Annotated in this window: 10 protein-coding genes; 4 read left to right on the plus strand and 6 right to left on the minus strand. The window is 66.0% G+C overall.

The window, feature by feature from the left end; all coding sequences use genetic code 11:
• The 3 genes from ACESL8_RS11705 to ACESL8_RS11715 form a co-directional block, all read left to right on the plus strand.
• Positions 1–882: efflux RND transporter periplasmic adaptor subunit (locus tag ACESL8_RS11705; protein WP_372919049.1), on the plus strand; the 882-nt coding region annotated here is incomplete at its 5' end.
• Positions 860–2,386, plus strand: coding sequence for a TolC family protein (locus ACESL8_RS11710; RefSeq protein WP_372919051.1), 1,527 nt, complete (start codon positions 860–862; stop codon positions 2,384–2,386). The genes ACESL8_RS11705 and ACESL8_RS11710, both read left to right, overlap by 23 nt.
• Entirely contained in the window at positions 2,386–2,850 is a 465-nt protein-coding gene (locus ACESL8_RS11715; RefSeq protein ID WP_372919053.1) for a copper chaperone PCu(A)C, read from the plus strand. The genes ACESL8_RS11710 and ACESL8_RS11715 overlap by 1 nt, the downstream gene beginning before the upstream one ends.
• Before the next feature lie 5 nt (positions 2,851–2,855).
• Here the strand turns inward: ACESL8_RS11715 and ACESL8_RS11720 are convergent, their stop codons facing one another.
• The 4 genes from ACESL8_RS11720 to ACESL8_RS11735 are packed head-to-tail and all read right to left on the minus strand — an operon-like array spanning position 2,856 to position 8,408.
• Positions 2,856–3,521 carry a DUF2490 domain-containing protein gene (locus ACESL8_RS11720; RefSeq protein WP_372919055.1) on the minus strand — a complete coding sequence of 222 codons (666 nt, stop codon included), beginning with the start codon at positions 3,519–3,521 and terminating at the stop codon, positions 2,856–2,858.
• 42 nt (positions 3,522–3,563) lie between these two features.
• Positions 3,564–5,726 carry a molybdopterin cofactor-binding domain-containing protein gene (locus ACESL8_RS11725; protein WP_372919057.1) on the minus strand — a complete coding sequence of 721 codons (2,163 nt, stop codon included), beginning with the start codon at positions 5,724–5,726 and terminating at the stop codon, positions 3,564–3,566.
• A gap of 7 nt (positions 5,727–5,733) precedes the next feature.
• A complete protein-coding gene (locus ACESL8_RS11730; protein ID WP_372919059.1) occupies positions 5,734–7,962 on the minus strand; it encodes a molybdopterin cofactor-binding domain-containing protein in 2,229 nt (742 codons plus the stop codon).
• Entirely contained in the window at positions 7,959–8,408 is a 450-nt protein-coding gene (locus ACESL8_RS11735) for a (2Fe-2S)-binding protein (RefSeq protein ID WP_372919061.1), read from the minus strand. The genes ACESL8_RS11730 and ACESL8_RS11735 overlap by 4 nt, the downstream gene beginning before the upstream one ends.
• A 166-nt stretch (positions 8,409–8,574) precedes the next feature.
• On the opposite strand from ACESL8_RS11735, the gene ACESL8_RS11740 reads away from it, so the two are divergent.
• Positions 8,575–9,495, plus strand: coding sequence for an alpha/beta hydrolase (locus ACESL8_RS11740; RefSeq protein ID WP_372919063.1), 921 nt, complete (start codon positions 8,575–8,577; stop codon positions 9,493–9,495).
• Between the two features lie 38 nt (positions 9,496–9,533).
• On the opposite strand, the gene ftsZ is transcribed toward ACESL8_RS11740, so the two are convergent.
• Positions 9,534–11,060 (minus strand): cell division protein FtsZ, encoded by a 1,527-nt coding sequence (gene ftsZ, locus ACESL8_RS11745; protein WP_372919065.1) that lies wholly within the window; start codon positions 11,058–11,060, stop codon positions 9,534–9,536.
• 59 nt (positions 11,061–11,119) lie between these two features.
• On the minus strand, positions 11,120–11,729 hold a 610-nt coding region (locus ACESL8_RS11750), incomplete at its 5' end, for a cell division FtsA domain-containing protein (RefSeq protein WP_372919067.1).

The following is an 11,729-nucleotide window of genomic DNA, read 5'->3' on the forward strand; positions in this document are numbered from 1 at the left end:
CAGAACATCACCGCGCTGGTGCCGGGCCGGCTTGATCGCTGGTATGTCACCGACGGTGCCAGCGTTAGGGCCGGTGATCCCATCGCGCGGGTGATCGACATCGATCCCGATTTCCTCAGCCGCCTGGCTGCCGAACGCGGCCAGAAATTGGCGGAAATGGCTGCTACTGATGCCGCCATGGCCACTGCGCAGCGCGACGTGAAGCGCATGCGAACGCTGTACGCCGAAGGGCTGGCAGCCCGGCGCGACATGGAACTGGCGCAGATCAAGGTCGCCGATTACGCCGCCAAGCTCGCGTCGAGCCGCGCGGATATCAACAAGATCGATTCCAACCTGCGCCGCCAATCGGAACAGCTGATCCGGGCGCCGCGCAACGGCCGCATCATGCGCGTCAACAGCATCGATAGCGCCACCATCATCAAACAGGGCGACGTGCTCGCCACCTTCGTCCCCGAACAGTCGCGGCGCGTGGTGGAAATGTACATGGATGGCCGCGATATCCCGCTCATCCACGTTGGCCGCCGGGTGCGCCTGGAATTCGAAGGCTGGCCGGCCATCCAGTTTTCCGGCTGGCCGTCGGTGGCCAAGGGCTATTTCGATGGGCAGGTGGCGGCCATCGATCTCAATGCCTCACCCAACGGCCTGTTCCGTATCCTGGTCACACAAAGCCCCGATCGGGATCCCTGGCCCGACGAACGCGCCGTGCGGCTGGGCGCCAAGGTGCGCGGCTGGGTGCAGATGAACACCGTGCCGATCTGGTTCGAACTGTGGCGCTTGCTCAATGATTTTCCGCTGCAGTTCACCCGCCCCGGCGCCGAACCTGCAATGAACGGCGAAATGAAGGCCGAAAAGGGCAACGATGCCGGCCAATCCGCCAAGTAAGGTGCTGCTGCTGTGGCTGCTGTCAGCGATGGCGGCGCCGCTACCCGCTGGGCAGGCGCAAGCCCAGTTGCCTGCCCAAGTGCTGTCCGCACCGTCTTCGCAAACCAGCCGCGCGCTGGAATCCGATGCGCGCACTGCGGCGCTGCCGCTGCCGGCTGCCACCACGCCGCTCACCCTCGAAGAGGTGCTGGCCGCCAGCCGCTTCCACGCACCCCAGGTGCTCGAAGCGTTGGCCCGGGTGCGCGGGGCCGAAAGCCGGGTGCTGACCGCCGAAGGCGCATTCGATACGCTGTTCAACGCCGCGCTCGATACGCGGCCCACCGGCTTTTACGACGGTGCCCAGGCCGGCGTGCGGGTGATGCAGCCGCTGGCCACCAATGGCGGCAATGCCTATGCCGGCTATGATCTTTCGCGCGGCACGTTCCCCAGTTACGGCGCCAATGATTATACTGCCCGCTATGGCCGCATCACCGCCGGCACGCTGTTTTCGCTGCTGCGTGACCGTGACATCGATGATCGCCGCTTCAACCGCGCCATCGCAACCAGTGATGTCGTGCTGGCCGACAATGATCGATTGATGGTGGCCATCGGCGTGCAGGCCCGCGCCATCGCCGCCTGGAACAGCTGGGTGATCGCCGGTCAACGCGCCGGGGTGTTCAAGGATTTGTTGCAGCTGGCGCTCGACCGCCAGGGCGGTTTCAAGCGCCAGGTGACAGAAGGTCTGCGCCCGGCGATCCTGCTTACGGAAAACGAACAAAATATCCTGCGCCGGCAAACACTGGTCGTTCAGGCCGAACAGGCGCTGGAACAGGCAGCTGTGGGGCTGTCGCTGTTCTGGCGCGATGCCGATGGCAACCCGCAGTTGCCCGGCGCCGATCGGCTGCCGTCCCGGCTGCCGCAGCCGCTGCCGATTGCCGAAGATGTGATCGCGGCGCTGGAAAATCGCCCTGATCTGCGGCTGGTTGATGTGCGTATCGCCCAGGCCCGCACCCGGCTGCTGCTTGATCGCAACAGCTTTTTGCCCAGGCTCGACCTCAGGGCGGAGGTCAACCAGTATGTTGGCGATGCCGGGGTGGGTGGTCGGCCCTATACCGGCACCGAAAGCAAGCTGGGCCTCACCTTGTCTGTTCCCCTGCAACAGCGTGTCGCGCGCGGCCGGCTGGGCCAGACCCGCGCCGATCTCGATGGTATCCAGCAGCGCCGCCGCCTGATCGAGGATCAGATACGCGCGGAAATCATGGGGCTTTCCATCGCCGCCCGCCAGGCCCGCCGTCTGCTGGGCATCGCCATCGACGAACAGGACCGCGCGCTTGCCATGGCGCGGGCCGAGCGCCGGCGATTTCAGGAAGGCGCGTCGGATTTCTTCTTGGTCAACATCCGCGAGGAAGCCGCCGCCGATGCCCAGGCCCGCCGGCTGGATGCCGCTTTCCGCCAGATTGTCGCCCACGCCGATCTCGCCGCCGCCACTGCCGACGTGAAGGCGCTGGGCCTTACCAGCAATTGATGAGGATCCTCGTTCCTTGCGGGCCCGCCCTTGCCCTGGCCCTCATTCTGGCCGCACCGCTGGCGGCGCACGACTATCGGGCCGGCGCGCTGCGCATCGATCACCCGGTGATCCGGGTGGCCAGCCCGGTATCCAAAACCGGCGCCGGTTACCTGACCATAACCAACACCGGAAAAACGCCCGATCGGCTGCTGTCGGTCACCACCACTGCCGCCGCCCGTTCCGATCTCCACGGCACGGTGCAACGCGGCAATGTCATGCAGATGCGCGCCCGGGCCAGCGGCGTGCCCGTCCCGGCTGGTGCCAGGATCAGTTTTGCCCCCGGCAGCCTGCACGTGATGTTCATCGGCCTGACATCACCGCTGCCCGAAGGCCGCCGCATCAAGGCGCGGTTGCACTTTGAAAAGGCCGGCAGCGTCGATGTCGAATTCAAGGCCCAAACTGCCGCCACCCACCCGCGCTGACCTGCTCACCCCAGCCGGCGATTGAGCGTGACGTTGAGCACATGGTTGCCGGGATTGCGGCCCGGCCGGTTGAGATAAACATGCATATAGCCCGCCTCCAGATTGAGGTGCGGGCTCAGCGGCTGGATCCAGCCGATGAAGCTGCGCTGTTGATCAAAGCCGGCCCGCGCACCCCAATCCGTGCTGTTCAGCGCGAAAAATGTTTCGCTCTGCAGCAATGGCCCGGCGCTACCCTTGCCGTTCAACGGCTTCTGCACGCGCCACTGCATGCGCAGCCGCCAGCCAAGATCATCGCCGCCCACGACGGTGCGCTCCTCCAGCCGCCAGCGGCTCACCAGCACAAAGCCGTTCGCCTGCCTGATCACCGGCATCTGCACCTGTTGCCAGAAACGATGTTCATCGCTGGTCCGGCCACCGCCCAAATCATTATGCTGGAACTGATAGCCAGCCATCAGATCGATATCACGCTGCAACCGCACGCCGATGCCTACCCGGCCGATACCCACGCTGAAGCGGCTGATATCGTGCGAAAAGCGCCCCTGCACCTCGGCCCAGCCCAGCAATTTTCCGTCCACCGGCCCCTGCGCAACCAGGGTTGTCCAGCTTTGCACATCCTGCGCGGCGGCTGGGGCGGCGGCCAGCAAGCTGAAAATCAAACGCGTGTAATCCATCGCCGCTCACTGCCAAGCCAATGTGGCAGTGCTGTGACGATTTCAGGCTTTCAGCAGCGCCATATCGAACGGCATCTGCCGCAGCCGCACGCCGGTGGCCGCAAAGATCGCATTGGCCAGCGCCGGGGCCACTGCCGGATAGGCCGGCTCGCCCAGCCCCGTCACCGGATGGTCCGGGGTGAGGAAAGCCACCTCGATCGGCGGCACCTGATCCATGCGCAGCATCGGCACATCGCCGAAATTGCGCTGTTCGATAGCGCCATCGGCAAAGGTGATGGCGTGGTTCTGGCAGGCACCCAGCGCATCCAATATGCTGCCCTGCACTTGATTAAGCGCGCCGGCGGGATTGACAATCTGGCGGCCGATATCGCCGGCAGCCCAGATTTTCACCACCTTCACCTCGCCAGCGGGCGATACCGCCGTTTCGATCACGTTGGCGAAATAGCCCAGATGGCTGAAATGGAACGCCACCCCCAGTCCCGAACGTGCGGGCAGCTTGCGCCCCCAGCCGGCCATGGCGGCGGCCTTGTCGAGCACGGCGCGCATGCGGCCGGTATCATACGGCCCGCGCGATTTGGGATCGCCGATGATGCGGGGTGCCCCCAGGAAATCGCGGCGATATTGCACCGGATCGGCGCCGGCCGCATGCGCCAGCTCGTCGATGAAACCCTGCGTGACGAAACCAAACGCGTTGTTGGCCGGCGCCCGCAGAAAACCGGTGGTGTGGATCAGCGGCAGCACCGTCGCGCCCAGCCGGAAATCATCGACGATCCCGGCCGGAAAATCGGATGCGCCGATACCTGCGGCGCGGGCAAACTTGCCGTCCCGGCCATAGCTGATGAAATGATTGTCCCACGCCACACAGCGGCCGGCCGCGTCCAGCCCGGCTGTCAGGAAATGCCAGCCGCCAGGGCGCAGGAAATCCTGGGTAATGTCGTCTTCGCGCGTCCATGTCAGCTTCACTGGCCGGCCGGCCTGCCGCGAGATGGCAGCAGCTTCGACCATGTAATCATTCTGCAACCGCCGGCCGAAACCGCCGCCAACGCGCATCATGTGGATGGTGATGTTTTCCAGCGGCACGCCCAGCGTTTTCGCCACGGCAGCGCGGCCAGGTTCCGGATTTTGCGTCGGCGCCCAGATCTCCACCTTGTCGCCCACTACATGCGCGGTGCAGTTGATCGGCTCCATCGGCACGTGCGGAATGAACGGATAGGCATAATCGGCGGTGACGCGTTTGGCCGCCCGTGCCATCGCCGCGTTCACGTCGCCGCTGGCGTGCACCGCCATGCCCGGCGGCTTGCCCTTGGCTTCGGCCGCCAGCTTTGCCCACCCTGCCGTTGACTGAAAAGCGGCCGCGCTGTCTGACCATTCCACCTTCAGCGCACTGCGGGCGCGCTGGGCGTGCCACGTCGTGTCGGCGATGATCGCCACGCCGCTGGCCAGCCCTTCATAATCATCGCTGCCGACCACGATGAACGCGTCCCTCACGCCGCCCTGCGACTTCACGGCGTCCAGATTGGCGCTTTTTACCTTGGCACCCTGCACGCCGGATTTGTGGAACGCCGCATGCAGCATCCCCGGCACCACTGCATCGATGCCGTAATCCTGGCTGCCTGCCACAATGGCGCGGTTGTTCACGCCGGGCTGGAACGTGCCGATCAGGCGGAATTGCTTCGGGTCTTTTACGGCCACAGTCGCCAGGTCGGGCGCGGGCAGGGCGGCGGCAGCGGCGGCAAACTGCCCATAAGGCACGCGCTTGCCGGCGTGCATCACATGGCCCTTGTCGGTGCGCAACTCGGCCATCGGCACGCCCCACGCGCTCGCCGCAGCTTGGCAGATCAGCGCCCGCGCAGCTGCGCCCACCCGGCGCATGTTTTCATACTGGGTGGTCATCGCCATCGAACCGCCCGCCACCTGCCGGCCATAAAGCTTGGCGTCGGCCAGCGTCGGCACGATTTCCACGGCGGCCCAATCGGCATCAAGCTCCTCGGCAATCACCATCGGCAGGCTGGTGCGGATGCCCTGGCCCACTTCGGGATTGCTGGCCATGATGCGGATGCGGCCCGATGGCGGGATCACCACCCACGCGTTCAACTGCCCGGCCTGCCCGGCCTGCGCCGGCTGCGGCGACAGCCCCAGATACAGGCCGCCCCCCAACGCCGCACTGGCAAACAGGAAATTGCGGCGGCTGATCTGGATGTTCATATGTGCCTCACGCGGTCAGCAGGCTGGTATCGAACGGCAACTGCCGCAGGCGCTTGCCTGTCGCCTGGAAAATCGCGCCGGCCAGCGCCGGTGCAAGGCTGGGATACGCCGGCTCGCCAAGCCCGGTGGTGTGAAAATCGGTGGCAACAAAGGCCACCTCCACCGCCGGCGCCATATCCATGCGGGCGAGGCTGTAATCGCCGAAATTCTTCTGCGCCACAGCGCCATCTTCAAAGGTGATGCGCTGGCCCAGCGCCGCACCCAGCGCATCGATCACGCTGCCCTGCACCTGATTTTCCGCGCCGGACAAATTGACGATCTGCCGGCCCACGTCCGCCGCCACCCAGATCTTGTGAACCTTCACGCTGCCATCGGCCGCCACGCTGGCTTCCACGACATTGGCGAAATAGCCCAGGTGGCTGAAATGGAACGCAACCCCAAGGCCCGAACGCTCGGGCAGCGTGCGGCCCCAACCGGCCATGGCGGCGGCCTTGTCCAGCACGCCGCGCATGCGGCCGGTGTGATAGGGTGTGCCCGGCGCATCGGCCTTGGTCTCGCCGCTGAATTCCTCGGCAATCGCGATGGCGCGGGCCGGGCCGAGCAGCGCACGGCGATATTCCACCGCATCGCGGCCCACGATGTGCGCGCATTCATCGATGAAGCCCTGCGTGATGAAGCCGAACGCGTTGTTGATCGGCGCGCGCAGCCAACCCAGCGTGGAAGCAAACGGCAGCACCGTCACATCGGCGCGGTAATCCTTGATGACGCCTGACGGGAACAACGACGCATCGATTGTCGCCGGCGGATCAAGCACACCGCCGCGGCCAAAGCTGATGAAATGATCGTGCCAGGCGATGATGTCGCCCTTGGCATCCAGCCCGGCCTCCAGCCGGTGCCAGCCGCCGGGGCGCAGCCAATCGTGGGCGAAATCCTGCGCCCGGTCCCAGGTCAATTTTACCGGCACGCCGGCCGCCTTGGCGATCACGGCGGCTTCCACCGCCACATCGTTCATCAGCCGCCGGCCGAAACCGCCGCCCGATCGCATCAGATTAAGTGTGACAGCGTCCACCTTGATGCCCAGCGCCAGTGCCACCATGCGGCGCGCATCTTCGGGCGTCTGCGTCGAAAGCCACAATTCGCATTTGCCGTCCGCGACGTGCGCGGTGCAGTTCATCGGCTCCAGCGCAGCATGCGCGATGAAGGGATAGGCATAATCGGCCTTCACCCGCATCGCGGCACCCGCCAGCCTGGCCGGCGCGCCGCCGTGGTTGATGTGGCCGGGCTTTTGCGGGCCATCCTTCAGCGCCTTGGCCGCCGCCACGTCCCATGCGGCGGTGGATTGGAACGCCGCATCGCCGCCCTCCCACACACACGCCAGTGCATCGCGGCCGCGCAGCGCCGCCCACGTGCTGTTGGCGAGCACGGCGATACCCTGCGGCAACACTTCGATGCCAGGCAGCACCACATCAATTTCGGTCTTCAGGTCGCGGCGTTCGGCAACATCGATCAGCGCCTTCACCCCGGGCACCGCCAGCGCCGCTGCCTTGTTGGCGCTTTTCAGTTTGCCGCCGAACACCGGCGATTTGGCAAAGGCCGCATACACCATCCCCGCAGGGCGCGCATCGATGCCGAACAACGGCTGGCCGGTGACCACGGCGCGATTGTCCACGCCGGGCACGCGCTTGCCCAGGATGCGGAATTGCGCCGGGTCTTTCAGCGCCAGGCTTTCCGGCTTTGGCGGCGTGATGCGGCTGGCGGCTTCGGCAAACTGGCCATAGCCGGCCTCGCGCTTGCTCGCCTTGTGATACAGCCGGCCGCTCGCGGTGGTGATTTGGGCCGCCGGCACGCCCCAGCCCGTGGCCGCCGCTTCGATCAGCATGGCGCGCGCGCCCGCGCCCAGCCGGCGCATGCGTTCAAACTGGGTGGGCGTTGCGCTCGATCCGCCGGCAATCTGCGCGCCATACACGGCGCGATTGCCCGGCGCCTGCACCACACGCACCTGCGCCCAATCCACATCCAGTTCTTCGGCGATCATCATCGGGAAACTGGTTTTCACGCCCTGGCCAATTTCCGGCTGGTGCGCGGTGATATCCACACCGCCATCGGCGCGCACCATCACAAAGGCGGAAAGCGCCCCCGGCACGCTGGCCCGGGCGCCCGAAAACCGCCAGCCCAAACTGAGCCCGCCGCCGGCCAGCACGCCGGCCTGCAGCACGGCACGGCGGGTAGCCTTCATGCTGCGGCCGCCTGTTTGATGGCCGCGCGAATGCGGGTATAGGTGGCGCAGCGGCACAGATTGCCGCTCATCGCGCCGTCGATATCGGCATCGGTGGGCTTGGGCGTCGACCGCAGCAGCGCTTCGGCCGCCAGCAATTGCCCGGCCTGGCAATAGCCGCATTGCGGCACATCCAGCGCCACCCACGCGTCCTGCAATTTGCGCCCCCAGGCCGAAGCGCTCAGCCCCTCGATGGTGGTGATCCTGGCGGTGCCCACGGCCGAAACCGGCGTCTGGCAGCTGCGCACCGGTTCGCCATCCAGCTGCACCGTGCACGCCCCGCAAAACGCCGCGCCGCAGCCGAAGTTGGTGCCGGTCATGCCCAGCACATCACGCAGCGCCCACAACAAGGGCATGTCAGGATCAGCGGTCACCTCAACCGGCTTGCCGTTGATGTTCAGCTTCATCGCGCGCTCTCCCGTGTCCGTCTCCGGCAGCATAACCGGGGTTGAGAAAAAGGGGAAGCAGTGGCCTCCGGCAGCCAGGGGCCAAAACCCTGCCGCCGGAGGCCACGCTTTTTCTTCATCACGCCAGCCAATTGCGCCGCCGTCATCAACCGCTTATCGCGATCTGATGATGTCCCGCCGCGCGCTCCTTTCTGCTGCAACACTGTCCGCACTGGCAGCAGCGTGCTCGCCGCTGAAGGCGCTCAATGGCCTCAACCGCTTGACGCCCGGTGATGGCGGGGTGAAGCAACTGGTGGACGGCGCCGCATACGGGCCGGACCCGCGCCAGCGGCTGGATGTGTGGGCGCCGAAGAGCGCGCCAGGGCAATCTTGGGCCAACCTGCCGGTGATCGTATTTTTCTATGGCGGCAGCTGGAACAGCGGCTTGCGCGAAGGCTATGGCTTTGCGGCGCGGGCGCTCAGCGCGCGGGGTTTTGTCGTGGTGGTGCCAGATTATCGACTGGTGCCGCAGGTGCGTTGGCCGGCGTTCGTGGAAGACGGCGCGGCGGCAATGCGGTGGACGCTCGCCAATATTGCCGGCCACGGCGGCGATCCTGCGCGCATGGCGGTGATGGGGCATTCGGCGGGCGCACACATCGCGCTGTTGCTGGCGCTGGATCGGCGCTGGGGCGTGGCAGACGCGATCAAGGCAGCGGTGGGCCTGGCCGGGCCGTATGATTTCCTGCCCTTCGTGGCCGGCGGCGCGGCCGACAAGGCGCTGGGCAACGCGGCCGATTTGCGGGAAACCCAGCCGATCAACTTCGCAAGGCCGGATGCGCCGCCGCTGCTGCTGCTGCACGGTGAAACCGATACCACTGTGCTGCCGCGCAACAGCCAGCGCCTGGCCAACGCCGTCACCGATCTGGGCGGCCGGGCAGAGGTGCGGATTTATGCCGATGTGGGCCACATCGGCATCCTGCTGGCCCTGTCCAAACCGTTCCGCGGCAAGGCCAGTGCGCTGGTGGATGCCAGCACTTTCTTGGCCGGGGTGCTTGACCCCTCGTCAGCGCCAGTGCCGCTGCCGCTGCCGCTGCCGCCGCAGCGCTGAACACACTGCCAGGCCTGGCGCCAAGTTCGGCACCCGTATCAGCGATTCACCTGCCGCTTCATGAAACCGGGCACATCGTCGTCGCTGGTTTGCGGCGGCTCCGGCTGCGGCGCCAGGGTGGCCGGCGCCTCCGGCGCGGCACGCGGCTTGCGCGACATGCCCATCATGCGTTCGAACAGGGTAAGCGGACGGTCTTCGGCAACGGGCGTAGCCGGCGCGGGCTCCGGCCTCACGGCAGGTCCAGCAGCCGGCGCCGTGGGGGCAGCATTCGGAGCGATCGGCGTGAAGGTGAAGCTGGTTTCCACCCGCTCACCCATTTCGGCCAAGTCCATCGCATCGTCCTGATCGGCATCGGCACCTGGCTGGCCGGCTTTGATCGTGCCCTGCACGCGGGCAACGGCTTCCCCGCCCACCGGCAGATCAAGCGCCGAGGCCAACGGGCCTTGCGCGGTCAGGGCAGGTTCCGGCTCGGCTTCGGCCACCGTCTCCGGTTCGTCTTGCGGCCAGGTGATCGGCGCCGGCATAGTGAAAATGCTCGGCTGCGACAGGAACGCCGGCGCGGCGGTTTTCTTCTGCGGCGCCGGGATCGGCATCGGGCGAGCGGCGGCATCGATGCCGGTGGCGACCACGCTCACCCGCATTATGCCTTCCATATCCTTGTTGAAGGCGCTGCCGACAAAGATATTGGCTTCGGTATCAACCATGTCGCGAATGTAGGACGCCGCTTCATCCACCTCCATCAGCTTCAGGTCGTCGCCGCCGGTGATGTTGATGATCACGCCCTTGGCGCCGCGCATCGACACTTCGTCAAGCAGCGGATTGGCGATGGCCTTTTGTGCTGCTTCGATGGCACGGCCTTCGCCGCTGGCTTCGCCGGTGCCCATCATGGCCTTGCCCATCTCGCCCATCACGGTGCGGATATCGGCAAAATCGAGGTTGATCAGGCCCGGCATGATGATCAGATCGGTGATGCCGCGCACGCCCTGGTGCAGCACCTGATCCGCCATGGCAAAGGCGTCCTTGAAGGTGGTGTTGGCATTGGCAATCAGAAACAGATTCTGGTTGGGAATGATGATCAGCGTGTCGACATGCTTCTGCAGTTCGGCAATGCCTTCCTCGGCGGCGCGCATGCGCTTGGCGCCTTCAAAGCTGAACGGCTTGGTGACGACACCCACGGTGAGGATGCCCTTTTCCCGCGCGGCGCGGGCCACCACCGGTGCAGCGCCGGTGCCGGTGCCGCCGCCCATGCCGGCCGCGATGAAGCACATGTGCGCGCCCTCAAGCGCGTTCTCCAGCTGTTCCAGCGTCTCTTCGGCGGCGGCGCGGCCGATTTCCGGGCGGGCACCGGCGCCCAGCCCCTGGGTGATCTTCATGCCGAGCTGGATGCGCGTGCCGGCCGGGCTCATGGCGAGCTGCTGGGCATCGGTATTGGCAACAACAAACTCCACGCCCATCAGATCGGCGGCAATCATGTTGGCAACTGCATTGCAGCCAGCGCCGCCGACACCGATGACAGCAATGCGCGGCTTCAGTTCGGTCAATTCCGGCTTGGCGAATTCCAGCATGTCGTGTCTCCCGAGGCAAGTTTCAGACTAGTTGATACGCGAATCGGTGGAAAGGTGCTTCACAGACTTCCCCACAGTTTTTCGATGACTCCACCAAATCCGCGACGAAGTGAGGGCGCTTGGCCCATTGCCTGTGCGTGCCACACGTCGCCCGGATCGGTTTGGGCAAACAATACCAGCCCGGCCAGCGTGGCAAAGGCCGGGCCTTCCTGCGCCACCGGCAGGCCCGTCAGGCCGCGCGGCCGGCCGACCCGCACGTTGCAACCCAGATAGCTGCCGGCATAATCGGCGATCGAACGCAAATCCGATCCGCCGCCCGTCAGCACGATGCGCCGCGCCTGCGGGCCAACAAAGCCCAGCCCCGACAACGCCTTGCCGATTTCGCCGAACAACATATCAAGCCGGGTGCGGATCACGCCGACCAGCTGCGCGCGCGGCACCTTGCGCGCCTCCATGCTGCCGTCTTCCACAGATGGCGGGATGATCACCGGATCGGTCTGGTCGCGGATGGTAGCCACGGCGGCGCCGTCGAAAGTTTTCAACCGCTCGGCGATGCTGCGCTTGGTGTCGAAGGCGGCGGCGATATCATCGGTGATGTCGGCGCTGCCCATCGCCACGGTGGCGACGCCCACGGCGATGCCGAACTTGTGCACGGCGATGCTGGTCATG

Origin of the sequence: Sandarakinorhabdus sp., from assembly GCF_041689835.1 — a bacterium.
In the GTDB taxonomy this organism is placed as follows: Bacteria; Pseudomonadota; Alphaproteobacteria; order Sphingomonadales; family Sphingomonadaceae; genus Sandarakinorhabdus.

Bases quoted from the DNA above. Each gene is read 5' to 3' on its own strand.
- ACESL8_RS11715 (WP_372919053.1), top strand. From the start codon at position 2,386: ATGAGGATCCTCGTTCCTTGCGGGCCCGCCCTTGCCCTGGCCCTCATT.
- ACESL8_RS11720 (WP_372919055.1), bottom strand. From the start codon at position 3,521: ATGGATTACACGCGTTTGATTTTCAGCTTGCTGGCCGCCGCCCCAGCC.
- ACESL8_RS11735 (WP_372919061.1), bottom strand. From the start codon at position 8,408: ATGAAGCTGAACATCAACGGCAAGCCGGTTGAGGTGACCGCTGATCCT.
- ftsZ (WP_372919065.1), bottom strand. From the start codon at position 11,060: ATGCTGGAATTCGCCAAGCCGGAATTGACCGAACTGAAGCCGCGCATT.
- ACESL8_RS11725 (WP_372919057.1), bottom strand. From the start codon at position 5,726: ATGAACATCCAGATCAGCCGCCGCAATTTCCTGTTTGCCAGTGCGGCG.
- ACESL8_RS11710 (WP_372919051.1), top strand. From the start codon at position 860: ATGCCGGCCAATCCGCCAAGTAAGGTGCTGCTGCTGTGGCTGCTGTCA.
- ACESL8_RS11730 (WP_372919059.1), bottom strand. From the start codon at position 7,962: ATGAAGGCTACCCGCCGTGCCGTGCTGCAGGCCGGCGTGCTGGCCGGC.
- ACESL8_RS11740 (WP_372919063.1), top strand. From the start codon at position 8,575: ATGATGTCCCGCCGCGCGCTCCTTTCTGCTGCAACACTGTCCGCACTG.